This window comes from Micromonospora sp. WMMD737 (genome assembly GCF_049179055.1).
Taxonomy (GTDB): domain Bacteria; phylum Actinomycetota; class Actinomycetes; order Mycobacteriales; family Micromonosporaceae; genus Micromonospora; species Micromonospora reichwaldensis.
In genome coordinates this window covers 4,261,025-4,285,358 of record NZ_JBMHMH010000001.1, presented here as the reverse complement: position 1 = coordinate 4,285,358, position 24,334 = coordinate 4,261,025, and the positions used below count along the sequence as shown (strand labels likewise).

General features: G+C 74.3%; 22 protein-coding genes and 2 pseudogenes. 13 read left to right on the top strand and 11 right to left on the bottom strand.

The annotated features are described in order from the left end of the window. Positions 1-166 precede the first annotated feature (166 nt). Positions 167-928, bottom strand: coding sequence for a maleylpyruvate isomerase family mycothiol-dependent enzyme (locus ACN27A_RS18680; RefSeq protein WP_421455132.1), 762 nt, complete (start codon positions 926-928; stop codon positions 167-169). 70 nt (positions 929-998) lie between these two features. Here ACN27A_RS18680 and ACN27A_RS18675 point away from each other — a divergent pair, with 70 nt between their 5' ends. Beyond that, on the top strand, positions 999-2,090 hold the full coding sequence (locus tag ACN27A_RS18675) for a UDP-N-acetylmuramate dehydrogenase (protein WP_421455129.1): 1,092 nt from the start codon (positions 999-1,001) through the stop codon (positions 2,088-2,090). Positions 2,091-2,344: 254 nt separating this feature from the next. Here the strand turns inward: ACN27A_RS18675 and ACN27A_RS18670 are convergent, their stop codons facing one another. Together ACN27A_RS18670 and ACN27A_RS18665 are read right to left on the bottom strand one after the other, a co-directional pair. Then, on the bottom strand, positions 2,345-3,151 hold the full coding sequence (locus ACN27A_RS18670) for a class I SAM-dependent methyltransferase (protein WP_421455128.1): 807 nt from the start codon (positions 3,149-3,151) through the stop codon (positions 2,345-2,347). 23 nt (positions 3,152-3,174) lie between these two features. Beyond that, a complete protein-coding gene (locus ACN27A_RS18665) occupies positions 3,175-3,936 on the bottom strand; it encodes an SDR family NAD(P)-dependent oxidoreductase (RefSeq protein WP_421455125.1) in 762 nt (253 codons plus the stop codon). 182 nt (positions 3,937-4,118) lie between these two features. Between ACN27A_RS18665 and mshA the strand changes: the two genes are divergently transcribed. The 3 genes from mshA to ACN27A_RS18650 all read left to right on the top strand — a co-directional run bounded on the left by mshA (position 4,119) and on the right by ACN27A_RS18650 (position 7,614). Next, entirely contained in the window at positions 4,119-5,483 is a 1,365-nt protein-coding gene (gene mshA / locus ACN27A_RS18660) for a D-inositol-3-phosphate glycosyltransferase (protein WP_421455122.1), read from the top strand. Positions 5,484-5,681: 198 nt separating this feature from the next. Next, complete coding sequence (locus ACN27A_RS18655; RefSeq protein ID WP_421455120.1) at positions 5,682-6,209, top strand: YbjN domain-containing protein; 528 nt, start codon at positions 5,682-5,684, stop codon at positions 6,207-6,209. A gap of 532 nt (positions 6,210-6,741) precedes the next feature. Continuing rightward, positions 6,742-7,614 carry a hypothetical protein gene (locus tag ACN27A_RS18650; RefSeq protein WP_421458521.1) on the top strand — a complete coding sequence of 291 codons (873 nt, stop codon included), beginning with the start codon at positions 6,742-6,744 and terminating at the stop codon, positions 7,612-7,614. 449 nt (positions 7,615-8,063) lie between these two features. Here ACN27A_RS18650 and ACN27A_RS18645 read toward each other — a convergent pair whose 3' ends face one another. Next, positions 8,064-9,467, bottom strand: coding sequence for an MFS transporter (locus ACN27A_RS18645; RefSeq protein WP_421455117.1), 1,404 nt, complete (start codon positions 9,465-9,467; stop codon positions 8,064-8,066). Positions 9,468-9,715: 248 nt separating this feature from the next. Further along, positions 9,716-11,038: pseudogene (locus ACN27A_RS18640) on the bottom strand (MDR family MFS transporter); the annotation flags it as partial. 149 nt (positions 11,039-11,187) lie between these two features. Here ACN27A_RS18640 and ACN27A_RS18635 point away from each other — a divergent pair. Next, the gene (locus ACN27A_RS18635) at positions 11,188-11,955 is read left to right on the top strand and encodes a phosphoglyceromutase (protein WP_151453377.1); all 768 of its coding nucleotides are present in this window, start codon (positions 11,188-11,190) and stop codon (positions 11,953-11,955) included. A 63-nt stretch (positions 11,956-12,018) separates the two neighbouring features. Here the strand turns inward: ACN27A_RS18635 and phoU are convergent, their stop codons facing one another. After that, a complete protein-coding gene (gene phoU / locus ACN27A_RS18630) occupies positions 12,019-12,672 on the bottom strand; it encodes a phosphate signaling complex protein PhoU (RefSeq protein WP_421455114.1) in 654 nt (217 codons plus the stop codon). 296 nt (positions 12,673-12,968) lie between these two features. Here phoU and ACN27A_RS18625 point away from each other — a divergent pair, with 296 nt between their 5' ends. Together ACN27A_RS18625 and ACN27A_RS18620 are read left to right on the top strand one after the other, a co-directional pair. Then, positions 12,969-14,255 carry a sensor histidine kinase gene (locus ACN27A_RS18625; RefSeq protein WP_421455112.1) on the top strand — a complete coding sequence of 429 codons (1,287 nt, stop codon included), beginning with the start codon at positions 12,969-12,971 and terminating at the stop codon, positions 14,253-14,255. A 23-nt stretch (positions 14,256-14,278) separates the two neighbouring features. Further along, positions 14,279-14,962 carry a response regulator gene (locus tag ACN27A_RS18620; protein ID WP_392998164.1) on the top strand — a complete coding sequence of 228 codons (684 nt, stop codon included), beginning with the start codon at positions 14,279-14,281 and terminating at the stop codon, positions 14,960-14,962. A 56-nt stretch (positions 14,963-15,018) separates the two neighbouring features. Here ACN27A_RS18620 and ACN27A_RS18615 read toward each other — a convergent pair whose 3' ends face one another. Then, on the bottom strand, positions 15,019-15,828 hold the full coding sequence (locus ACN27A_RS18615; protein WP_421455108.1) for a hypothetical protein: 810 nt from the start codon (positions 15,826-15,828) through the stop codon (positions 15,019-15,021). 74 nt (positions 15,829-15,902) lie between these two features. Here ACN27A_RS18615 and ACN27A_RS18610 point away from each other — a divergent pair, with 74 nt between their 5' ends. Further along, positions 15,903-16,847 carry a Ppx/GppA phosphatase family protein gene (locus tag ACN27A_RS18610; protein ID WP_357579313.1) on the top strand — a complete coding sequence of 315 codons (945 nt, stop codon included), beginning with the start codon at positions 15,903-15,905 and terminating at the stop codon, positions 16,845-16,847. 77 nt (positions 16,848-16,924) lie between these two features. Further along, positions 16,925-17,731, top strand: a complete 807-nt coding sequence (locus tag ACN27A_RS18605; protein ID WP_207913771.1) for a sugar phosphate isomerase/epimerase family protein — start codon at positions 16,925-16,927, stop codon at positions 17,729-17,731. A gap of 110 nt (positions 17,732-17,841) precedes the next feature. Here ACN27A_RS18605 and ACN27A_RS18600 read toward each other — a convergent pair whose 3' ends face one another. The 3 genes from ACN27A_RS18600 to ACN27A_RS18590 are packed head-to-tail and all read right to left on the bottom strand — an operon-like array spanning position 17,842 to position 19,871. Next, complete coding sequence (locus tag ACN27A_RS18600; protein WP_421455104.1) at positions 17,842-18,414, bottom strand: CGNR zinc finger domain-containing protein; 573 nt, start codon at positions 18,412-18,414, stop codon at positions 17,842-17,844. 19 nt (positions 18,415-18,433) lie between these two features. Next, positions 18,434-19,600 carry a glutathionylspermidine synthase family protein gene (locus ACN27A_RS18595; RefSeq protein ID WP_421455101.1) on the bottom strand — a complete coding sequence of 389 codons (1,167 nt, stop codon included), beginning with the start codon at positions 19,598-19,600 and terminating at the stop codon, positions 18,434-18,436. Between the two features lies 1 nt (position 19,601). Further along, the gene (locus tag ACN27A_RS18590; RefSeq protein WP_225852019.1) at positions 19,602-19,871 is read right to left on the bottom strand and encodes a hypothetical protein; all 270 of its coding nucleotides are present in this window, start codon (positions 19,869-19,871) and stop codon (positions 19,602-19,604) included. A 131-nt stretch (positions 19,872-20,002) separates the two neighbouring features. Here ACN27A_RS18590 and ACN27A_RS18585 point away from each other — a divergent pair, with 131 nt between their 5' ends. Beyond that, entirely contained in the window at positions 20,003-20,923 is a 921-nt protein-coding gene (locus ACN27A_RS18585; RefSeq protein WP_311413165.1) for a proline dehydrogenase family protein, read from the top strand. A gap of 1 nt (position 20,924) precedes the next feature. Here the strand turns inward: ACN27A_RS18585 and ACN27A_RS18580 are convergent. Then, positions 20,925-21,059, bottom strand: a pseudogene (locus tag ACN27A_RS18580) (VOC family protein); the annotation flags it as partial. 62 nt (positions 21,060-21,121) lie between these two features. Here ACN27A_RS18580 and ACN27A_RS18575 point away from each other — a divergent pair. From ACN27A_RS18575 to ACN27A_RS18565, 3 genes are all read left to right on the top strand, one after another. Continuing rightward, positions 21,122-21,919, top strand: coding sequence for an alpha/beta fold hydrolase (locus ACN27A_RS18575; RefSeq protein ID WP_421455097.1), 798 nt, complete (start codon positions 21,122-21,124; stop codon positions 21,917-21,919). Then, positions 21,912-22,490 carry a TetR/AcrR family transcriptional regulator gene (locus ACN27A_RS18570; RefSeq protein WP_421455094.1) on the top strand — a complete coding sequence of 193 codons (579 nt, stop codon included), beginning with the start codon at positions 21,912-21,914 and terminating at the stop codon, positions 22,488-22,490. Before ACN27A_RS18575 ends, ACN27A_RS18570 begins: the two co-directional genes overlap by 8 nt. A 193-nt stretch (positions 22,491-22,683) precedes the next feature. Next, positions 22,684-24,330 (top strand): hypothetical protein, encoded by a 1,647-nt coding sequence (locus tag ACN27A_RS18565; RefSeq protein WP_421455092.1) that lies wholly within the window; start codon positions 22,684-22,686, stop codon positions 24,328-24,330. The last annotated feature ends 4 nt before the right edge of the window (positions 24,331-24,334 follow it).

Genomic DNA, 24,334 nt, shown 5'->3' with positions numbered 1-24,334 from the left:
ACAGGGTGGTGGTTGGTTCGGTCCGGTGTCAAGAGAGCGCTCTCCGCTGGTTGCCGATCGAGACCGTCACGCAAAGAGAGTGGCCGCCTGTGCCGGGCGGCCACTCTCGTCGTACGTGCGGTGGGACTGCGCGGAGCCCTCGGGGCCCGGCTCCGCGCGGCGGTGGTCAGCCGACGCGGAGGCCCTCCAGCAGGGCCCGGTCGCCGGCCACGTCCAGCGTGTCGAGGCCGACCCGGCCCCAGAGCGCCAGCAGCAGGTCGCTCGCGGTGCCGCTGACCTGCGCCCGCGCGTGGTGGTCGTCATGGTCGAAGATGGTGGCCGTGTCGAGCAGCGCCACGCCCTCGCCGCGCAGCCGCAGGAACCACTCCTGACCGGCGTCGACGGCGGAGATCTGCACCACCCCGCGCCACTGGCCGGCCGTGCGGCGCCGACCCGCCGGCAGCCAGGTGTCCAGGATCTCGCTCACCCCGTCGGCGGCGAGCTTCGCCTCGACCGGCTCGCCCGCCGCGATGGCGAGCTGGGCGTCCCACCGGTGCACCGCGGTCTCGTGTGCCATCCGGCGCGGCCAGAAGCCCGCCTTCTTCGGCTGCGGCGCCCAGTTCCACGCCGGGGCCTCCGGGTCGAGGCCGTCGAAGAGGGTCATCAGCCGGTCGTACGCCTGCTGCCAGAGCTGGAGCGGGGCGACGCCCGGCTCCAGCTCGACCGGCTCGGACCTGCCGGGCGACGGGGTGGCCGCGCCGGTGCCCGCGAACGAGTGCACCCAGCGGTAGATGGAGGTGAGGTGCAGGGTCAGGTCGGCGACCGTCCAGCCGGGACAGGACAGCACCGGTGTCTCCGGCGGGGCTTCCGCCACGGCGGCGGCGAACGCCGGGCCCTCCGCCCGGAGCCCCCCCAACCAGAAGTCCTTCGTTGCGTGCAATCTGCTCATCGCCATCCTCCCGGGGGTGACCGGGCCACCAGTGGGCGCCGCGGCTACCCCTCAGCCTAGGGTGAAAGGCGTGTCAGACGTCTACGCCCAGCCGACAACCGGAACCGAACCCGCCACGACGTGCGACCTGGCGCGATACACCACCCTACGCCTGGGCGGTCCCGCCGGCCGTGTCGTCGCCGGCACCGACGCCGACGCGATCGTGCGGGCCGTGCGGGAGGCGGCCGGGCGCGACGAGCAGGTCCTGCTCCTCGCCGGGGGCAGCAACGTCGTGATCTCCGACGCCGGCTTCCCCGGCACCGTCGTCCTGGTGCGCTCCCGGGGCGTGCGGGTGGTCGCCGAGGACGCCGACACCGTCACCGTACGCGTCGAGGCCGGCGAGCCCTGGGACGAGCTGGTCGCCACCACCGTCGCCAACGGCTGGTCCGGCCTGGAGTGCCTCTCCGGCATCCCCGGCTCGACCGGCGCCACCCCCATCCAGAACGTCGGCGCGTACGGCCAGGAGGTCGCCGAGACCATCCTCGGCGTCGAAGTCCACGACCGGGTCGAGGGGACCGTCGGGCGGATCGACGCCGCCGACTGCGGGTTCGCGTACCGGTCCAGCATCTTCAAGTACAGCGACCGCTGGGTGGTGCTCTCCGTCGACTTCCGGCTCGCCCGCTCGCCGCTGTCCGGCCCCGTGCGCTACGCGGAACTGGCCCGGGCCCTCGGCGTGCAGGTGGGGGACCGGGTGCCGCTGGCCGACGCCCGGGCCACGGTCCTGCGGCTGCGCGCCGGCAAGGGCATGGTGCTCGACGCGACCGACCCGGACACCCGCTCGGTCGGCTCGTTCTTCACCAACCCGGTGCTCGACGCCGCCGCGTACGAGCTGCTGCGGGAACGCGCCGCCGACATCGGCGAGCCGCCGTCCTGGCCCTGCCCCGGGGACATGGTCAAGGTCAGCGCCGCCTGGCTGATCGACCGTGCCGGCTTCGGCAAGGGCCACCCGGGGCCGGAGGGCGTCGCCATCTCCAGCAAGCACACCCTCGCCCTGACCAACCGCAGCGGCACCGCCAGCACCGCGTCCCTGGTCGAGCTGGCCCGGGAGATCCGCGACGGCGTCCACGACCGTTTCGGCGTGACCCTGCACCCCGAACCGATCCTCATCAACTGCACCATCTGACCGCCCGCCGTCTCACCCCGCCCTGCCCGCTCCGCCGGTCCCTGCCCGCTCCGCCGGACCTCGTGCGTGCCGCCGATCCCGCCCGCCTCGCGGGTCCCCGCCCGCCTCGCCGGTCCCCGCCCGTGTCGATCATGCAGTCGTGGTGGGGGACAAAAGCCTTGTAACACCCCGTAACGCCCACCATAACTGCATGATCGACGCGGCGCGGGGCGGGGCGGCGCGGTGCGGGGCGCGGGCGGGGTGGGGGTGGGGGGTCAGGGTGGGGTGGTGGGGGCGATCTCGGGCCAGGGGAGGGTGAGCTCGCCGTGGCGCCAGCGGCGGGGGCCGTCCAGGACCGGCCAGCCCGCCGCACGTATCGCGGAGACCGCGCGCAGCCAGCGTTGGCGCGGGCCGTACGGGGCGTAGCCGGCGGCGGCGTGCCAGGCGTCGTCGAGCGCGCGGATCAGGTCGTGGATCCGCTCGCCGGGGACGTTGCGGTGGATCAGCGCCTTGGGCAGCCGCTCGGCCAGCTCCGCCGGAGTCTCCAGGGTGGTGAGCTTCGCGGCGAGGGTCAGCGTACGGGGGCCGTCGGCGTCGATCAGCAGCCAGCCGCCGAGCCGCCCCAACTCGTCGCAGGTGCCCTCGACCAGCAGCCCGCCCGGGGCCAGCCCGGCGGTCATGGTGCGCCAGGCGTCGGCGACCTCGCGCTCGTCGTACTGGCGCAGGACGTTGAACGCGCGGACCAGGGCGGGGTGCAGCCCGGCCAGCTCGAACCCGCCTCGGGCGAAGGTGAGCCGGGGCGGGTCGGCGGAGGGCTGGGCGGCGGCGACGCGTACCGGATCGATCTCCAGCCCGACGACGCGCACGTCGGGGCGGACCGCAGTGGCGAGCCGGGCGCGCAGTTCGACGGCGGTCACCGGGCTGGCGCCGTAGCCGAGGTCCACCACCAGCGGGTCGGCCGCCCCGCGCAGCGCCTCCCCGCAGGTCTCGACGATCCAGTTGTCCACCCGGCGGAGCCGGTTCGGGTTCGTCGTCCCCCGGGTCACCACGCCCAGCGGCCGGTGCCGCGCCGCGCCCGCCATCGTCCGCGACCGTCCGGGCCGGCTCAGCCGACCCGGTGCACCTTGTGCTGGGCGGCCTGGGCCAGCGGCCGTACGACGAGGCGGTCCACGTTGACGTGCTGCGGGCGCGTCGCGCACCAGGCGACGCAGTCGGCGACGTCCTCGGCGACCAACGGCTCGGCGACCCCGGCGTAGACCGCCGCCGCCCGCTCGGCGTCCCCAGCGAAGCGGACCAGCCCGAACTCGTCGGTGCGGACCATGCCCGGGTCGATCTCGATCACGCGCACCGGTCGGCCGCAGAGTTCCAGCCGCAGCGTGCCGGCGATCGCCGTCTGCGCGTGCTTCGCGGCGGCGTAACCGCCCCCGCCCTCGTACACGGTGAAGCCGGCGGTCGAGGAGACGACGACGATGGTGCCGGCCCCGGACGCCTCCAGCGCGGGCAGCAGCGCCTGGGTGACGCGCAGCGTGCCGAGCACGTTGACGTCGTACATCCACTGCCAGTCGCCGACCGACCCGGACTCGACCGGGTCCAGGCCGCGCGCGCCACCGGCGTTGTTGACCAGGAGGGTGACCGGGCCCAGGGCCGCCGCCGCACCGGCCAGGCCGGCCACCGACTCGTCGGAGGTGACGTCGCAGGCCACGGCGGTGGCCGCGCCCCCCGTGGCCTCGATCTCGGCCACCAGGGCGGCCAACCGGTCGGTACGCCGCGCGGCGGCGAGGACGTGGAACCCCTCGGCGGCGAGCCGGCGGGCGGTGGCCGCCCCGATCCCGCTGGAAGCTCCGGTGACGACGGCGACAGAGGTCATCCGGCCATTCTCCCCCGGGCCACCGGGGCGGGTGCGGGCGGCGTGGTGATGAGGTCCGTCACGCCCGGGCGCCGCCCCGGCGCATTACGGGTGCCCGATGGGGAAGATGACATCGGCCGGGGACGTTGTCCGAAGGGCGCCGGGCGTGCGGACGGCATAAACCGTGACAAAGGGGAGCGGACGTGGCGGAGTTGCACACCGGTGTGGGTCGTCAGCGCGGTGCGCGACCGTGGCCCCGCCCCCGGCGGATCGCGACGCTCTCGGTGCACACCTCACCCCTGCACCAGCCGGGCACCGGCGACGCCGGCGGCATGAACGTCTACATCCTGGAGGTCGCCCGGCGGCTGGCCGAGGCGGACGTCGAAGTGGAGATCTTCACCCGGGCCACCTCTGGCGACCTGCCCCCGGTGGTCGAGACGGCGCCCGGCGTGCACGTCCGGCACGTCACCTCCGGCCCCCTCGAAGGGCTCACCAAGGAAGAGCTGCCGGGGCAGCTCTGCGCCTTCACCGCCGGCGTGCTCCGCACCGAGGCGTCCCGCCCCCCGGGCCACTACGACCTGATCCACTCCCACTACTGGCTCTCCGGCCAGGTCGGCTGGCTGGCCAAGGAGCGCTGGGGCGTGCCGCTGGTGCACACCGCGCACACGCTGGCGAAGGTCAAGAACGCCCAGCTCGCCGCCGGGGACCGGCCCGAACCGAAGGCCCGCGTCATCGGCGAGGAACAGGTGGTCACCGAGGCCGACCGGCTGGTCGCGAACACCACGGTCGAGGCCCGTGACCTCATCGACCGGTACGGCGCCGACCCGGCCCGCGTCGCCGTGGTCGAGCCCGGCGTGGACCTGGACCGGTTCCGCCCGGCCCCGGGCAACCGCGACCGCGTCGCCGTCGAGGCCCGCCGCCGGCTCGGGCTGCCCGCCACCGGCTACGTGGTGGCCTTCGTCGGCCGCATCCAGCCGCTGAAGGCCCCGGACGTGCTCATCCGCGCGGTGGCCGCGCTGCGCGAGCACGACCCGGTCCTCGCCGACCAGGTGACCGTGGTGATCTGCGGGGGCCCCAGCGGCAGCGGGCTGGACCGGCCGACCGCCCTGATGGAGCTGGCCGGCACGCTCGGCGTCGCCGACCGGGTGTGTTTCCTGCCCCCGCAGACCGGTGACGACCTGCCCGCCCTGTACCGGGCCGCCGACCTGGTCGCGGTGCCGTCGTACAACGAGTCCTTCGGCCTGGTCGCGCTGGAGGCGCAGGCCTGCGGTACGCCCGTGGTGGCCGCCGCCGTCGGCGGCCTCGTGACCGCCGTGCGGGACCAGGTCAGCGGCGTGCTGATCGACGGCCACGACCCGGCCGACTGGGCCCGAACGCTCGGCCGCCTGCTGCCGGACCGGCCCCACCGCGCCGAGCTGGCCCGGGGCGCCGCGCGGCACGCCCGCAACTTCTCCTGGCACCGCACCGCCTCCGGGCTGCTCACCGTCTACGGCGAGGCGATCGCCGCGCACCGGGCCCGGCTCGCCTCCGAGCTGGCCTGCGGCCCGGCGATGTCCTGCTCCTGGTGACCACTCGCGCGCCGGCCTGCCGCCCTGCGGTCGCGCGCCGACCCTCGTTGCCTGGGCCGGCCGCTCTCGTGCCGGCCGCCGTCGCCTGCCGCTGTCGCCTGGTGTCTGCCGCTGTCGCGTTGGCCGCTGGTGCCGGCTGCTGTCGTGCCGGCCGTCGTCGTCCGGTGCCGGGGCGGTGCCGGCCGTAGAGTGGATCCGATGAGCGGGAAGAGTGATCTTGCGGCCCTGATCGAGTCGGTCTGCGACGAGCGGGAGCTGGCCTGGGAGTCGACCGGCCCGGGCTCGTACGCGGTCACGCTGCCGGGCACCCACAAGCTGAAGACGGTCTGCAACCTCATCCTCGGCGAGCACGCGCTGCGGATCGAGGCGTTCGTGATGCGCCAGCCGGACGAGCGGCGCGAGGAGCTGTGGGCCTGGCTGTTGCAGCGCAACGCCCGCATGTACGGCGTGTCCTTCTCCGTCGACGCGGTCGGCGACGTCTACCTGACCGGTCGCGTCAACCCGGCCGGGATCGACGCCGACGAGCTGGACCGGCTCCTGGGCGCGGTGCTGACGTACGCCGACGAGTCCTTCGACACGATGCTGGAGATCGGCTTCGGCAGCTCGATCCGGCGGGAGTGGGAGTGGCGGGTCAAGCGGGGCGAGTCCACCGCCAACCTCGCGGCGTTCGCCCACCTCTTCGAGCCCTCCCCGGGCACGGCCGGGCAGCCGGGCACGGCCGGGTAGTCGGTTGCCGTCGGGCTTTCCGATGCCGTCGGCAGTCGGTCGCCGTTGGGCAGCCCGGTGCCGTCGGGCAGCCTGGGTACCGCCGGGCAGTCGGCTGCCGTCGGGCCGTACCGGTGCCGCCGGGCCGACCGGGAGTGTCGCCGGCGACCGCCTCGGGCCGTGCTCGCCGGGATGGTCCTGGCCGCGCTCGTCGCCCGGGCCTGCACCACGGGTGCCCCGGTCGGAGGTTCGGACCGGTCCTGACGGGTATGCCGCACCGCGCGGTGCGGCACTGGGACCCGCCGCGCGCCGAGGACCAACTGTCGAGGAGCGTGAGCGTCCCATGGCTCAGCGGAACAGCTCAGGTCGCGGCGGGACTGCGACCAGGACGAAACGGCAGCCGGGCAACCAGACCCCGAACACCCCGTCGATCTCCGAATCCGAGATCTCCGGGATGAAGGTGGACGAGATCCGGGGGCAGCTGCGCAAGCGCGGGGTCTCCGGCATCTCCGCCCTGCGCAAGCCGGAACTGGTGAAGACGCTGGCGAAGACCCTGCGGGCGGAGCGTCCCTCCGGCGGTGCCGCGCGTCGCAGCACCGGGCCCGCCGGTCGGGCGACGGGGACACGGGCGTCCGCCGGACGGGCCGCCGCCACGAAGAAGGCGGCGTCGGGCCGGGCGGCTAACAAGGCCGCCCCGGGCCGGGCGCAGGCGGCGAACAAGGCCGCTCCGGCGAAGAAGGCGGCTGCGAAGAAGGCAGCGGCGAAGAAGGCAGCGGCGAAGAAGACGGCCCCGGCGGCGAAGAAGGCACCCGCGGCGAAGAAGACGGCCCCGGCTGCGAAGAGGGCACCGGCGGCGAAGAAGACGGCTGCGGCGAAGCGGGCTCCGGCTGCCAAGAAGACGGCGGCGGCGAGGAAGACGGCTCCGCCGGCGAAGGCCGCCGCGAAGGCGGCCCCGGCGAAGAAGACCACGTCGGCGGCCCGGAAGTCCACGGTGGCCCGCGCCTCCGCACCAGCGTCGTCGCGGGCGGGCACGACGCGCGGCGGTACGGCGACCGGTGTCCGGACCGGGCGGAGCACCTCGCGGTCGGTGCGTTCCTCGCAGCTCATCTCGTCCACCGCCGACCGGCCGGAGCGCCCTGGCCGAAGCCTGGTGACCACCAACCACGACGTGATCCGCAACTGGGCGCGGGAGCGCGGCGCCGCACCGGCGACGATCGCGGGGACCGAGCGGGATGGGCGGGTCGGCGTGCTCACCTTCAACATGCCCGGTTACCGCGAGAGCAGCCGGGTACGTGAGATCACCTGGGACGAGTGGTTCCGGACCTTCGACGAGCGGAAGCTGAACCTGATCTACCAGGAGCAGCTCCGTGACGGCCGGCCGAGCAACTTCTTCCGTACGGAATCGCCCGATCGTGAGGACGCCTGACGTGTTTGGGGGAATGGTCGACGGGTAAGCGCTGTTGGCCACCACCGAGGCCCGAAGTGACGGTACTCCCGGTGGGACACCGGAGCTGTGACCGGCGAGACAGCCCCTCCAGGTTGTCTTCGTAATCCCGGGCGAACTAACTTTATTGCACCGCGCCACGCTTGGAACCGTTCGGGGGAGCGGTGGATCGATCAGATCCGTGCACCGAGTGAGGCGCAGGGGACGGGTGGAACAACACCGTTGGGGGACGGTGGCCACCTGTTTGGACCGGCGGCGCGAGCGGGCGACGCCTACGGGGGTGGGCTTCGCCCGCCGCCGCCGGTCATACGGTGCGAACGCCCATCGCGATCACGAGTCGCGGTGGGCGTTCTGCTGTTCCTACCCCCTGCCCCTTCCCGCCCGCCGCCTGTGGTGATCATGGTTGATCTCCTAGGGCGCCGACCTGATGATCACCGCACCGGGGACGGGGTGGGGGTCGAGGAGTGGGGCAGCGGGGTGGAGAGCTGGCGGAGGGCGGCTACGCGGCGTTCGCGGGGTGGGCCGGCGAGCAGGTGGCAGCCGGCGGCCAGCAGCCCGAGCCCGCCGACGATGAGCCAGTGCCGGTCCCCGAGGTACTGGAGGCTGACCCCGCCCAGGGTGGGCGCCACGAACGACGCCGCCGGGAAGGCCAGGTAGAACACCGACTGGTAGCGGGCCCGCAGCTCGAGCGGGGCGAGGTCGGCGTTGATCTGCGCGTTGGGCGGCGCGGCGAGCATCTGGCCGACCGTCCAGACCACCGCCGCGGCCAGGTAGACCGCCACGTCGTCGGCGAACGCGAGGGTGGCGAAGCCGAGCGCCAGCAGCGCGGTGGAGACGGCCAGGACGCGGTCCTTGCGGTGCCGTTCGATCAGCCGCGGCACGAAGAGCTGCCCGAGCACGATCAGCACTCCGCCGAGCGCCACCACCGCCCCGTACGCCGACGGGCGCAGGCCGTCCGACCGCATCGCCAGGGGCATGATCGTCGACGTCTGCATGGTCAGCACGGCCAACACGAAGGTCAGGCCCACGAAGGTGAGGAAGGTGCGGTCGGTCAGCGCCGTGTGCAGCCCCGGCCGCCGCACCCGCCCCACCGGTCCCATCCGCCGCCACCCCGCCCGCTGCCCGCGTCCCGCCCGCCGCGTCACCGCTCCGCTGCCGCGGCTCGGTGCCAGCCGAAGATCTTGGACACTTTCCGTCCCGTCGGAGCGGGAAGTGTCCAAGATCGGGGCAGCCTTGGCGGCGCGGCGGGGGAGCGTCTCCGGGACCTTCCAGGCGATGACCACCGCCGCGAGCGCGGTGGCGGCGGCGTCGACCAGGAAGAGCGCGACGAAGCTCGCCTCGGCGAGGAGGCCGGCCAGCAGCGAGGCGACGGCCATGCCCAGGTTGAACGCCCAGAACTGGAGGTTGAAGGCCCGGGAGCGCCGCCGTTCGGGCACCACGTCGACGATCGCCGCCACGAAGGCGGGGCTGGGCATCGAGTGCGCCACCCCGACCAGGGCGGCGAGCGCCGCGATCATCGCCAGGTGCCGGCTGAAGGCCAGCCCGACCATCAGTCCGGCGGTGGCCAGGTGGGCGGCGAGCAGGGTGGACCGCCGCCCCCACCGGTCGGCCAGCACCCCGCCGAGCAGCACGCCGCCCGCCCCACCCAGCCCGTACGCCCCGACGACCGTGCCGGTGAGCGCCTCGCTCGCTCCCCGTGCCTCGGTCAGGTAGAGCGACAGGAAGAGCATCGCGAAGGCGCCGGCGCGGTTGATCAGCAGGCCGGCCCAGAGGTACCAGAAGGTGGCGGGGAGCCCGCCCGCGGTGTCGTCCAGCCAGCGGCGCAGGGCCCGCACCCGTCCTCCCGACAGTTCTGTTTCCTAACCGAAGCGTCCTCGACCGTAGGAAGCCGAGGGCTGCCGCGCCAGCGTGTCCCTGGTCACCGCGCTCCCGTCGGCTCCGGCGCCCGCCCCGGCCCCCTGGCCGGCAGGCCGTCGCTCCCTGCCGGGCCGACCGGCCGTCCCGGGCCGCTGTCGGGCAGGCCGTCGCCACTTGGCGGGCCGACCGGCCGCCCCGGGTCCTCGTCCGGCAGGTCGTCGTCCCCTGCCGGGCCGACCGGCTCGGCGGGGGCCGTCGCCGCCGCCTCGGCGGCCTGCGGGGCGGGCGGGCGGATCGCCACCAGCGGCACGACGGGACCGGTGCTGGCCCGCAGCAGCGTGGCCCGTCGCTCCCGGGCCGGGCCGGAGATCAGGTGGGCGAGCGCCATCAGCCCGCCGATGGCGGCGCAGCCGAACCAGAGCTGGGCGTTGCCGGCCTGCTCCCGGACCAGGCCACCGAGGACCGGCGCGACCGCGGCGGCCCCCTGCCAGGAGAGCGAGAAGACGCCCTGGTAGCGGCCGCGCAGCTCGGCGGGGGAGAGTTCGGCGATCAGGGTGGCGTTGGACGGCGAGTTCAGCATCTCGCCGACCGTCCAGACCAGCACGGTCAGGCCGTAGAACCAGGCGGTGTCGGCGAAGGCGGTGAGCCCGAACCCGACGCCCATCACCACCGACGCCAGGGCGAGCACGTGTGACCGGCTCCGGCCCCTGATCAGCCGGGGTACGAAGAGTTGGCCGACCACGATCAGCACCCCGTTGAGCGCGATGACCGAGCCGTAGGTGGTGGGGCTGAGCCCGGAGTCGCCCATGGCGATCGGCAGCATCGAGATGTGCTGGAGGAAGACCAGCGCGGCGAACAGGTTGAGCGTCACGAAGCCGAGGAAGACCCGGTCGCGCAGGATGGTGCGCAGCGCCCCGACCGGGGCGCCGGCGCCCCGCTGGCCGCCCCCGCCGGCGGGGGCCCGCCGGGTCTCGCCGACCTTGAGGAAGATGACCAGTGCGGTGATCACGGTGGTGGTCGCGTCGACCACGAAGAGCAGCAGGAAGCCGACCTCGGCGGCGAGGCCGGCGAGGATCGCCGCGCTGGCGAAGCCGAGGTTGATCGCCCAGTAGTTCAGCGAGAAGGCGCGCAGCCGGTCCTTCTCCGGCACCACGTCGATCACCATCGCGCCGAACGCGGGCCGGGCCGCCTCGGCGAACATGCCGAGCAGCAGGGCGCCGAGCGCCACGGCCCACAGTTCCCGGGCGAAGCCGAGGGCGAGCATCATGGTGGCCGCGCCGAGATGCGCGGTGAGCAGGGTGGGCCGGCGGCCCCAGCGGTCGCTCAGCGTGCCGCCGGCGGTGGTGCCCAGCGCCCCTCCGACGCCCCACAGGCCGAGCACCAGCCCCGCCTGCGACGCGGAGAAGCCGCGCTCCTGCGTCAGGTAGATGGCCAGGAAGACCAGGACGAACGAGCCGAGCCGGTTGATCAGGGTGCCGGCCCACAGGTACCAGAAGGTGACCGGTAGCCCGCCGGTGGTGTCCCGGAACCAGCCCTGCATCGTCCGCACGTCGGCGCCCCCGCCCGTAATGACCGTCTTGATTGTTGCGCCTTACAACCTAGTGGCAGGCCGGATCTCCGGGCAGCGCATTTTCCACGTGGTGGTCGTCACGACCACCGCCCGCGCGTCGCCCGGCGACGTGCGGCAGGATGATCGGCATGACTGCTAGCGAGGGGCCCACCGTCGGGACGCTGGTCCTGCTGCGGCACGGCGAGAGCGACTGGAACGCCAAGAACCTCTTCACCGGCTGGGTCGACGTCGACCTGACCGAGAAGGGCGAGACCGAGGCGCGCCGCGGCGGCGAGCTGCTGCGCGAGCACGACCTGCTGCCGGACGTGGTGCACACCAGCGTGATGCGCCGCGCGATCCGCACCGCCGAGCTGGCGCTCAACGCCGCCGACCGGCACTGGATCGCCGTGCGTCGGTCGTGGCGGCTCAACGAGCGGCACTACGGCGCCCTCCAGGGCAAGAACAAGAAGCAGACCCTGGAGGAGTACGGCGAGGAGCAGTTCATGCTCTGGCGCCGCTCGTACGACACCCCGCCGCCGCCGATCGCTGACGACGACGAGTTCTCGCAGGTCGGCGACCCGCGTTACGCGCTGCTGCCGGGCGAGCTGATGCCGCGTACCGAGTGTCTCAAGGACGTCGTCGAGCGGATGCTGCCGTACTGGTACGACTCGATCGTGCCGGACATCCTGGCCGGCCGTACGGTGCTGGTGGCCGCGCACGGCAACTCGTTGCGCGCCCTGGTGAAGCACCTGGACCAGATCTCCGACGAGGCGATCGCCAAGCTGAACATCCCCACCGGCATCCCGCTGCGCTACGACCTGGACCCGCAGCTGCGCCCGCTCACCCTGGGCGGCACGTACCTCGACCCGACCGCCGCCAAGGCGGCCGCCGCCGCGGTGGCCAACCAGGGCCGCTGACGTAGCCACGGAAAGGGCCCCTTCCCGGCGCGACGCGCGTGGGGAGGGGCCCTTTGCGTGCGCTCAGCCCGCCGTGGGGGTGGTCTGGCCGGTGATCAGGTAGACCACGTGTTCGCCGGCGTTGACGGCGTGGTCGGCGAAGCGCTCGTAGAAGCGGCCGAGCAGGGTGGCGTCGATGGCGGTCTCCACCCCGTACGGCCAGTCCTCGCCGAGCAGCAGCCCGAACAGGCTGCGGTGCAGGTCGTCCATGGCGTCGTCGTCGCCGTCGAGTTCGGCGGCGAGGTCGGCGTCGGGCCTGGCGAGCACCGAGCCGATCTTGATGGCCATCCGGTCGGCGATGGCTGCCATGTCGGTGAAGGTCGGCCGCAGCTCCGCCGGTACGGCCGGTGAGGGGTGCCGGCGCAGGGCGGTCTTGGCGACGTGGTCGGCCAGGTCGCCCATCCGCTCCAGGTCGGCCGCGACGTGCAGCGCGGTGATCATCGCGCGCAGGTCGGAGGCGACGGGGGCCTGCCGGGCGAGCAGGTCGCAGACCCGCTCCTCGACGTGCCGGTAGAGCTCGTCGATCTCGGCGTCCCGCTCGATCACCGTCTCGGCCGCCCGGCGGTCCGCGGTGAGCAGGGCGTGGGTGGCCTGCCGCATCGCGGCCCGGACCCCTTCCGCCATGTCCACCAGCAGTTGGCTGACGATCTGGAGGTCAGCCCGGAACTCGTCGCGCATTGTCACGTCCTGTGGTCGCTGGTTGTCGGTCGCCCCGCCCGGGGCCGGCGCAACGGTCGCCGGTCGCCGGCTCCGTGGCGCGGGCGAGAGTCGCTGGCCCCGGACCGGCCGGGAGCAGGTGCGCCGGCCCCGGACCGGCCGGGAGCAGGTGCGCCGCCCACGGTAGGTCGGGCGGGGAGACCCGAGGTGAACCTCGGTGAACGACGCCGGACGCGGGAGTGAACTTTGCCGGAAGCGAAGGTGATTCATCCTATTTGTGGTGGTTGCCAGGTTAACAATGACCCTACGATCGCCGGGTGGAATGGGCGGTGACGGTCGCGGTGGCCGTGGGGCTGGCGGTCGGACTGGTCGCCGGGGTGCTGCTGCCCCGGCTCGTTCCGGCGCTGCGCGAACGCGCCACGCGGGCGGGGAGCCGGTCCGGCTTCCCCCACACCTCCGGGAGGCTCCCGATAGCCGAGGATCCGCAGTCCGGCATCGGCCGCCGGACCATCGACTCCCTGCGGGCCGGCGTGGTCGTGCTCGACCCCGACGACCTGCCCGTCCTGGTCAACCCGGCCGCCCGCGCGATGGGGCTGCTCCGCACCGGCGCCACCCAGGGCTCGATCGCCGCCCACCCGCTGATCCGTACGCTCGCCGGGCAGGTGCGCCGCACCGGCGTGCGGCGCGAGATAGAGCTGGACCTGCCGCGGGGCCGCGACAACGCCGGGGTGAACCCGCTCGGGGTACACCTGCGGGCGATGGGGATCGGGGCGGGTTTCATCGCCGTCGAGGCCTCGGACGTGACCGAGTCGCACCGGCTGGCCCGGGTCCGCCGCGACTTCGTCGCCAACGTCAGCCACGAGCTCAAGACCCCCATCGGGGCCCTGCAACTCCTCGCCGAGGCGCTGCTGGACGCCACCGAGCCCGCCGGGGCGGGCGCGCCCGACCTCTCCGAGGACCTGGTCGCCGCGCGTCGGTTCGCCGAGCGCATCCAGCACGAGTCGACCCGGCTGGGCCGCCTGGTGCAGGAACTGCTGGAGCTGACCCGCCTCCAGGGCGCCGAGCCGCAGCCGCCCCCGGAGCCGGTCGCGATCGACTGGGTCATCGCCGAGGTCATCGACCGGACCCGCACCTCCGCCGCCGCCCGCCGGATCGAGGTGGCCGTCGACGCCGAACGGGGCCTGACCGTCCACGGCAGCGACACCCAGCTCGCCACGGCCGTGTCGAACCTGGTGGAGAACGCCGTCAACTACTCGGGCGAGGACACCACCGTCCGGATCACCGCCCGCGCCGCCGACGAACACGTGGAGATCTCCGTCGCCGACCAGGGCATCGGGATCGCCCCGACCGACGTGGACCGGATCTTCGAGCGGTTCTACCGGGCCGACCAGGCCCGGTCCCGGTCGACCGGCGGCACCGGCCTCGGGCTGGCCATCGTGAAACACATCGCCGGCAACCATGGCGGAAGGGTGGAGGTGTCGAGCACTCTTGGTGGTGGATCGACGTTCACCCTCCGGCTGCCCACCCGTCCCCCCGACGAGGGCCTGGCGACACCGCCGCCCGCTGGGATCGAGGCCGGTCCGGCCGAGCTCCGGCAGGCCTGACAGCACATGGAAAGGAAGTTCCGTTGAGCCGCGTACTGGTGGTCGAGGACGAGGAGTCGTTCTCCGACGCCCTGTCGTACATGCTCCGCAAGGAGGGTTTCGAGGTGTCCGTCGCCGCGACGGGGACCGACGCCCTCACCGAGTTCGACCGGACCGGCGCCGACATCGTGCTGCTCGACCTGATGCTGCCCGAGATGTCCGGCACCGAGGTGTGCCGGCAGCTCCGGCAGCGCTCGCACGTGCCGATCATCATGGTCACCGCCCGGGACAGTGAGATCGACAAGGTGGTCGGCCTGGAGATCGGCGCCGACGACTACGTGACCAAGCCGTACTCGCCCCGGGAGCTGGTCGCCCGGATCCGGGCGGTGCTGCGGCGGCAGAGCGCCGAGGCCGCCGAGTCGGGCGGGCCGACGCTGGCCGCCGGCCCGGTCCGGATGGACATCGAACGGCACGTGGTGACCGTCGACGGCGCCCCGGTCCAGCTGCCGCTCAAGGAGTTCGAGCTGCTGGAGCTGCTGCTGCGCAACGCAGGCCGGGTGCTCACCCGGGGCCAGCTCATCGACCGGGTCTGGGGGGCCGACTACGTCGGCGACACCAAGACCCTCGACGTGCACGTCAAGCGGCTGCGATCCAAGGTCGAGCCGGAGCCGTCCGCGCCGCGCTTCATCGTCACCGTGCGGGGTCTGGGCTACAAGTTCGAGCCCTGACCGGCGTACGCACGACGGGGCCCGCGCGCGGCGCGGGCCCCGTCGTCGTCGGTCGGTCAGGCGCCGTCGGCGGGGTGCGGGGCGACCATGCCCTGCCGCCTGCGCGCCCCGCACACCTCGGCCAGCTTCGCGTACGCGGGGGCGCCCACGAGCGCGGTCAGCTCCGGGCCGTAGGAGACGTACATCGGCTCGCTGCCGACGTGCGCGTCCGTGGAGGACGTGCACCACCAGTCCAGGTCGTGCCCGCCGGCGCCCCAGCCCCGCCGGTCGAACTCGGAGAGCGTGGAGACCAGCACCTTCGTGTTGTCCGGCCGCTTGACCCACTCCTGGTCGCGGCGGATCGGCAGCTGCCAGCAGACGTCGGGCTTGTATTCCAGCGGGTGCACCCCGTCGCGCAGCGCCTGCGCGTGCAGGGCGCAGCCGGCGCCGCCCGGGAAGCCGGCGTCGTTGAGGAAGACGCACGGCCCGTCCGCCTCCTGGGTGGCGGTACGCCGGGCGGAGTTCTTGCCGTCGATCGTGTCGTTCTCGGTCCAGTTCTTGAACCCGCGCCGGAAGTGTTGCCACGTCGCCGGGGTCAGCCGCTTGACCGCGGCCCGGACCCGCTGCTCGTCGTCGGAGTCGGTGAAGAACGCGCCGTGCGAGCAGCAGCCGTCGGCGGCCCGACCGGCGACGATGCCGTGGCAGCCCCGCCCGAAGACGCACGTCCAGCGGGAGAGCAGCCACGTCAGGTCGGCCCGGATGAGATGGTCGTCGTCCGCCGGGTCGGCGAACTCGATCCACTCCCGGGGAAAGTCCAGGGGCACCTCGCGGCTGCGGGGGTCGTCCGGGTCGTCCACCAGCACACGGAGTTCGATCTGGCCTGTCACCCGGCCCAGCGTACGCCCGGTGCCCCCGCCGGTCCGCCGAGCCGCGCAATCCGGTTGGCCCTAGTGTCTTCAGCATGCGACTGGGTGTCCTCGACGTCGGTTCCAACACGGTGCACCTGCTGGTGGTCGACGCCCACCACGGGGCGCACCCCTGGCCGGCGCACTCGGAGAAGGTCGTGCTGCGGCTGGCCGAGCAGATCGGCCCGGACGGCGCGCTCACCGAGGCCGGCGCGGACGGGCTGGTCAAGGCGGTCGGCATGGCCAAGGCGGCGGCCGCGGGGCTGGGCGCCGAGGACCTGATCGCGTTCGCCACCTCCGCCGTCCGCGACGCCACCAACGCCGCCGAGGTGCTGGCGCGGGTGCGCGACGAGACCGACGTACGCCTGGAGGTGCTGCCGGGGGCGGACGAGGCGCGGCTGACCTTCCTCGCGGTGCGGCGCTGGTTCGGCTGGTCGGCGGGCCGGCTGCTGGTGCTGGACATCGGCGGCGGCTCGCTGGAGCTCGCGGCCGGGATCGACGAGGACCCGGCCGTGGCGGTCTCTCTGCCGCTCGGCGCCGGCCGGCTCACCCGGGACCGGCTCCGGGTGGCCCCCGACAGCGCGGCGCCGCCGCCGGCCGAGGCCGTCGACGAGCTGCGGGCGTACGTCGACGGGCTGCTGGAACCCGTCGTCGCGCAGCTGACCGCGGTGGGCTGGGAGCGGCCGGTGGCCACCTCGAAGACGTTCCGGACGCTGGCCCGGCTGGCCGGCGCGGCGCCCTCCGGCGCGGGCCTGTGGGCGCCCCGCCGGCTCACCCGCGCCGGGCTGCGCCAGGTGCTCGGGTTCATCCGGCACATCCCGCCGGCCCAGCTCGTCGAGCTGGAGGGGGTCAGCGCCGGCCGGGCGCACCAGCTGCTCGCCGGGGCGGTGGTCGCCGAGGCCGTGCTGCGCCAGCTGGACGTGGACGCGCTGGACATCTGCCCCTGGGCGCTGCGCGAGGGCGTGATCCTGCGCCACCTGGACCAGCTGGGTCCGGTGTAAGAGGAAAGCAGTGTGATCTGGGCGGTTTGCGGTCTCTCGTCACGAGGTGTCGATGGACCCCGGCTACCCTCGATGGTGTGACTTCCCGCGTCCCCGTGCTCCTGTCCACGTCCTCGGTCTTCCCTGAGCGGACCGCGGCGGCGTTCCAGTTGGCCGCCGCGCTCGGCTACGACGGCGTCGAGGTGATGGTCTGGACCGACGCCGTCAGCCAGGACGCCGGCGCGCTGCGCGGGCTCGCCGAGCACTACGGCGTCCCGGTGCTCTCCGTCCACGCGCCCTGCCTGCTGGTCACGCAGCGGGTGTGGAGCCCCGACCCGTGGGAGCGGCTGCGCCGCTCCGCGGAGCTGGCGGCGACGCTCGGGGCGCCCACCGTGGTGGTGCACCCGCCGTTCACCTGGCAGCGGGACTACGCGCGCAACTTCGCCGACGGGCTCGCCGCGATCGCCGCCGACCACCCCGACCTGCGCTTCCCGGTCGAGAACATGTACCCGGTCCGGATGGCGGGGCGGCAGTTCGTGCCGTACGTCCCGGGCTGGGACCCGACCGAGACGGGGTACGACTCCTACACGCTCGACCTGTCGCACTGCGCCGCCTCGCACACCGACTCGCTGGCGATGGCCGACCGGATGGGGGCCAACCTGGCCCACGTGCACCTCGGCGACGGCACCGGCGAGGGCCGCGACGAGCACCTGGTGCCGGGGCGCGGCACCCAGCCCTGCGGCGAGCTGCTCTCCTCGCTGGCCGGGCGCGGCTTCACCGGCTCGGTCGCCGTGGAGGTCACCACCCGGGGCGCGAAGAGCCGCGCCGTGCGGGAGGCCGACCTGCGGGAGTCGCTGGCGTTCGCCCGCCAGCACCTCGGCACCCCGTCCCCGGTCGACGCCTGAACGCCGCGCCGTGCCGGGTAGGCGTCTGAAGGCCGCGCCGTGCCCGGTGGACGCCCGGAGGGCCGCCGCGCCGCGCCCGGCCGGCGCCCTCGCGCCGGCCGGGCACGGCGTCAGACGGTCGTGCTGAGCGATTCCTTGCTGCTCACGCTGGCCTGCTCGCCGATGGCCGCGCGCTTGCGGGCGCGGTGGGCGGCCACGTGCGAGCGGGTGGCGCAGCGTTCCGAGCAGAACCGCCGGCAGCAGTTGGACGAGGTGTCCAGGTAGACGTTGCCGCAGCGGTCGTCGGCACACACCCCGAACCGGGCGCTGCCGTACTCGCAGAGCCATACCGACAGCCCCCAGGCGGCGCCGGCCAGGTATTCGGCACTCACCGAGGCGCCCCGGCTGGTCACGTGCATGTGCCAGTCGCTGGAGTCGTGCCCGGAGATGCGGGGCTGCACCGGGAACGCCTCCAGCAGCGCGTTGAGCTCGGTCACCGCCTGGGCGTCCCGCCCGGATGTGCCGTACTCGAAGACGTCGCGCAAGCGCTTCTGCGCCCGCCGGAATGTCGCGAGGTCCCGTTCCGCCACCTCGTCGCGCATCCACGCGTTGTCGTCGGGGAAGAGGGCCCGGAGGTCGTCGAGGTCGTCCAGGCGGGCGTTGACGAGGTCAACGCCGGTCCGGGCGTACGCGTCGAAGTTCACGCCCACAACCGTAGACGACTCAGGGGACCCGTGGCGCGTCGATGTAGTGCGGCAGGAACCGCGCGTAGCCGTCGGTGATGAGGCTCGCGCTCTCCCGCACCCCCACCCCGGCCGACTCGCCGTCGACGATCCAGCTGCCCAGCACCATCCGGTTGCCGGCGAACTCCGGCAGCGCCCGGAACTCCTGGTAGCACCAGCCCTCGTCGCCGTAGATCCCCGGGTTGGTGATCTCGGTGTCGCCGGTGACGATCCGCACCGAGCCGCCCTCGCGGCCGAGCAGCGGCTTGGCCACGTACTCGGTCATGCCGCGCGGCGAGTCGAGGTACGCGGGCAGCAGCAGCTCGTGGCCCGGGTAGAGCTCCCAGAGCACGGCGAGCAGCGCCTTGTTCGACAGCAGCAGCTTCCACGCCGGCTCGATCCAGGTCGTCGGGGTGCCCGGCTCCAGCGCCAGCGGCCCGTACGGCTCGGCGAGCATCCACTCCCAGGGGTAGAGCTTGAAGCAGGTGGTGACCGGCTGGTCGGCCGCGTCGACGAAGCGGCGGCCGTCCCAGCCGAGCCGCTGGATCGGCTGGAGCGTGACCTCCAGCCCGGCCTGGCGGGCGGTCTCGGCGAGGTAGCCGGCGGTCATGTGGTCCTCGCCGGACTCCTCCTCGTTGGACCAGAGCACGTGCACCCGGCGGTCGTGCAGCCCCGCGCCGATCTTCGCCCAGGCCTCGACGAGGCGCTCGTGCAGGCTGTTCCACTGGTCCAGCTCCGGCCGGGTGTGCTCCAGCCAGTACCACTGGATGATGCTCGCCTCGACCAGCGCGGTGGGGGTGTCGGCGTTGTATTCCAGCATCTTCGGCGGCCAGCTGCCGTCGTAGGCGAGGTCGAAGCGCCCGTAGAGGGTGGGCGGCGCCTCGCGCAGCGACCGGGCCACGGCCTCGGCCGCCCAGGCGGGGATGCCGAACTCGGCGTAGCGGTTGCGCGCGACGACGTGCTCGGCCGCGGCGACCGACATCCGGTGCAGCTCCTCGGTCGCCTTCTCCAGCCGCAGCACCTCGTCCAGCTCGAACGCGTACGCGGCGGTCTCGTCCCAGTACGACATGATGCCGCCGTCGGGCAGCTCGGTGTCGACGTACACCAGGCCCTGGGAGCGGATCGTGGCGTCCCAGTCCGGGCGGGGGGTGACCGACTCCCGGCGCACCTCAGCCGCCGCAGGAGGCGAGGTGGGTGCCGAAGCCGCCCCGGTCGGGCACCGCCGCGGCGGCCGGCTCCGGCGCGGTGCGCCCGGCGGTCACCGTGGGCGCCCGCAGCGCCAGGGCCACCGTCTCGCCGCCGCCCACGGGGCCGAGGGCGCAGTCGTCATCGTCGTCGTCCGAGGACATGTTGCAGCCGGAGAGGGTGAGCGCGAGGACGGTGAGCGCGCCGAGCTGCACGGAGGCCGACCGGAGCCGGCGGCGGGGGCGTTGTTCCACGTCATCGTTGTAACCGATGGGGGCCACCGCCGTCCGCCCCCGGTCGGTGCCTGTGACGGTGTTGGGACCTGGCGACCGAGGCTGCGCCCGCTGCCCCGCGCGGGGCCACCGGCGGGCGTTACGCTCGGTCCATGCTCCGTACCGTCATCCTCGCCGCCTCCCGGTCACCCCAGGTCGAGCGGCTCGTCGCGACGGCCCCGTTCACGCGGGACCTCGTCCGCCGGTTCGTCGCCGGCGCCAAGACCGACGACGCGTTGCGCGCGACCCGCGAACTCGTCGACGACGGTCTCGCGGTCACCCTCGACAACCTCGGCGAGGACACCGTCACCCCCGAGCAGGCCACCGCCACCCGCGACGAGTACGTCGGGCTGCTCCGGCGGCTCGCCGAGGCGGGGCTCACGCCGGCCGCCGAGGTGAGCGTCAAGCTGTCGGCGCTGGGCCAGATGTTCGACGAGCAGCTCGCCTACGACAACGCGCGGGCGATCTGCGCCGCCGCCGAGGAGGCGGGCACCACGGTCACCCTGGACATGGAGGACCACACCACCACCGACTCGACGCTCGACATCCTCGCCAAGCTGCGCAAGGACCACCCGTCGACCGGGGCCGTGCTCCAGGCGTACCTGCGGCGGACGGAGTCGGACTGCCGCGAGCTGGCCACGGCCGGTTCCCGGGTCCGGCTGTGCAAGGGCGCGTACAAGGAGCCGGAGTCGGTGGCCTACCAGTCCGCGCGCGAGGTGGACAAGTCCTACGTGCGGTGCATGAACATCCTCATGTCCGGCGACGGCTACCCGATGCTGGCCACCCACGACCCCCGCCTGATCGCCATCGGGGAGGACCGGGCCCGCTGGTTCGACCGTGGCCCCGAGCGCTTCGAGTTCCAGATGCTCTACGGCATCCGCCCCGAGGAGCAGGCCCGGCTGGCCGGCGAGGGCTACACCGTGCGCACCTACCTGCCCTACGGCGAGGACTGGTACGGCTACCTGATGCGCCGGCTCGCCGAGCGCCCGGCCAACCTGATGTTCTTCGGCCGGGCCGTGCTGTCGAAGAAGTAGGTCAGCCGTTCGACCAGCCCCGGGTGCTCAGCACCAGGCGGTAGCCGTCCGGATCGGCCACCGTCACCCCCCAGCGGTCCCAGTACGGGCCGGCGGAGACCCTCGTCCCGCCGGCCCGTTCCCGTTCCCGGACGAGTTCGTGCGACCTGGTGCGGTCAGCCCTTGACGGCGTTGGCTAATTGCATTAGCTTTACAGTTATGACAGTTAGCTACGTGGAGCGGGACGGCGGGCGGATCGCCTACGAGGTGCACGGGCAGGGGCCGCTCGTCGTCCTCTCGCACGGCATGGGCGAGAACCGGGGCTCCTTCCGCCACCTGGTCCCGCTGCTCGTCGCGGCCGGGCACCGGGTGGCGGCGGTGGACGTCCGGGGGCACGGCGCGTCCAGCGCCGGCTGGCCGTCGTACGCCCCGGCGGAGGTCGGTGCCGACCTGCTCGCGGTGGTCCGCGACCTCGGCGGCGGACCGGCCACCCTCGTCGGCAGCTCGTCCAGCGCGGCGGCAGTGGTCTTCGCCGCCGCCGACGATCCCGCACTGGTCGACGGCGTCGTCCAGCTCGCCCCGTTCGCCGAGGAGCCGAAGCTCAACCCGTTCCTGCGGGTGGCCCTGGCCGCCGTGCTGCGCAGCCCCCGGCTGTTCGGGCTCTTCCACCGCACGCTCTTCCCGTGCGATCGGCCGGCCGACGACGCCGCGTACCGCAAGGCGATGGTCGCCACCCTGCGCGAGCCCGGCCGGATGGCGGCGATGCGCGGCGTGATCGCGCCGGCCGACCCGCACTGGACCGCGCGGGTGCGCGAGGTCCGGCAGCCGGTGCTGGTGCTGATGGGCACGAAGGACCCGGACTTCCGCGACCCGGGTGCCGGGGCACGGGCGGCCCGCCGGCTCTTCGCCACGGCCGAGGCACGGATGATCGACGACTCCGGCCACTACCCGCACGCCGACCAGCCGGCGCGCACCGCCGCCCAGCTCGTCGAGTTCCTGGCGGTCACCGGTGCCTAGGGCCGGGCTGACCCAGGCGAGCGTGGTGCGCGAGGCGGCCCGGCTGGCCGACGAGGTCGGCGCCGACCAGCTCACCCTCGCCGCGCTGGCCAACCGGCTCGGCGTCGCGCTGCCGAGCCTCTACAAGCACGTGCGAGGGGCCGACGCGCTCGCCCAGAAGCTCTCCGCGCTGGCCACCGCCGAGCTCGCCGACGAACTGACCGCCGCCGCCGCGGGCCGGGCCGGCGGGGACGCGCTGCGGGCCGTCGCCGCCGCCTACCGGGCGTACGCGCACCGGCACCCCGGTCGCTACCCGGCCACCCAGCGGGTGCCGGACCCGGCCGACCCGGAGCACGTCGCCGCCGGCGAGCGGGCCGTCGGGGCGATCCGGGCCACCCTGCGGGGCTACGGGCTCGACGGCGACGACGCCGTCGACGCGACCCGGATGCTGCGCAGCACCCTGCACGGGTTCGTCTCGCTGGAGGCGGCCGGCGGCTTCGGCATGCCCCGCGCCGTCGGCGCCACGTTCGACAACCTGGTCGCCGCGCTGGACGGCGCGTTCCGGTCCTGGCCCCGCGCGGACCGCAGCTGACGGCCCTGGGTTAGCCGCCGCCCTTCCCGCTGGAGCCGGCCGTCGGCGGCCGGTGGGGCTGGACGCGGCGATGCCCGGCCGGGGTGGGTGCCGTCGCCGTGCCGCCGCTTGCCGCCGCGCTCCGGGCTGTCAGGCGGCGTGGCTCGCCGGGCCGTGGTCGCCGGGCCGGCCCGATGGTCGTACCCTTCGGCGGGTGACTGACGGGCAGCCCGGAACGGACGGCCGACCGGTGACGGACGGCACGCCCGCCGCCGCGACAGAAGAGGCCGGGCCCGTTGACGGCGCCGAGCCCGCTGCCGAGGCCGGACCGGCTGACGGCGCCAAACCAACTGACGGGGCCGGGCCCACGGTCGAGGCCGAGCCGGCTGACGGCGTCGAGTCCATTGTCGAGACCGAGTCCGAGGTCGAGGCCGAGCCCGCCGAGAGGGCGGAGCCGGCTGGCCCCGCCGAGCGGACCGCGTCCGTAGAGGGGGCCGAGCCCGCCGAGGAAGCCGCGCCCACTGGGAGGGCCGAGCCCGCTGGCCCCGCCGGGACGGTCGAGCCCGCCGCGCCGGCCCTTCCGGTGGCGGCGGGCACCGTGCGGCCGTCGCGGCGGATCCGGCCGCTCGGGGTGGCGCTGGCGGCGGTCGTACTGCTGCTGGCCTGTGGCCTGCCCGCGGCGCTGGTGGCCGGCCTGGTGCGTGCCGGTGACCCGCCGGCCCCGGGGGCGTCCGCCGCACCGGCCGACGACCCCGCCACCGCCGCCGCCCGCCGGCTCGGCGAGCGGATGACGGCCGAACTGGCCCGGCAGTCCGCCGCCCTGCTCGGCGGGGACCGCGCCGGGTTCCTGGCGGTCGCGGAGCCGGTCGCGCATCCGGACCTGCGCCGCCGGTACGCCGCGCTGCGCGCGCTGCGGGTGACCGCCTGGCAGGCCGTCGCCAACGGCCTGCCCACGCCGGTCGAGGGCCGGCCGGGCGAGTGGCGGTTGCTCGTCGAGTTCCGCTACTGCTTCGTCACGCCGGACTGCCGCACCAGCCGCGTGCTGACCGGCACCCGGTGGCGGGCGGGGGAGCGCCCCCGGCTGCTCGCCGTGGAGCCGTCCCGGTCCGCCGAGACCGGCACCCGGCCCTGGGAGGTCAGCGAACTGGCCGTGGCCGTCGGTCGGCGTACGCTCGTGGCCACCACTCCGGCCCTGCGCAAGGAACTGCCCGACCTGCTGGCCCAGGCGGAGGCCGCCGCCCGGGTCGCCGACACGTACGCCGTGGGCGGCCGCACGCCGGACCGGTACCGGATCTTCTACGCGGGCCGGGGCGAGTGGCAGCGCTGGTACGGCGGCGGCCGGCCGAAGTGGACGGGCGGGTACGCGGTCACGGTCGGCGGGGGCCACCACGAGGTGGTGCTCAACGCCGACGGGCTCGTCGCCGGCGGGGTGGACGACCTGCTCCGGCACGAGCTGACCCACGCCGCGTCCCTGCCGGAGCGGGGCTACCCGGGCGAGGGCACCTGGTGGCTGGTGGAGGGGCTGGCCGAGTACGCGGGCGCCGACGGCGAGCCGATCGACCGGTACGCGGGACTCGACGAGGTGCGGCGCCTGCTCGGCGGCGGCTGGGACGGCCGGCTCGACAGCCTCAGCCCGGCCGACGACGCCCCGGCCGACCGGGTCAGCGGCAGCTACGGCATCTCCTACCTGGCGGTCCGGCACCTGGTCGACCGGTTCGGCCCGGAGCGGCTGCTCGCCTTCTTCGCGGCCGTGGTGCACGAGCGCACGCCGGTGGACCAGGCGGCCGAGCGGGTCCTCGGCGAACCCTGGTCCGCCCTGCACGACGAGTGCGTCGGGTACGTCCGGGCCGTGGTCGGCTGACGGG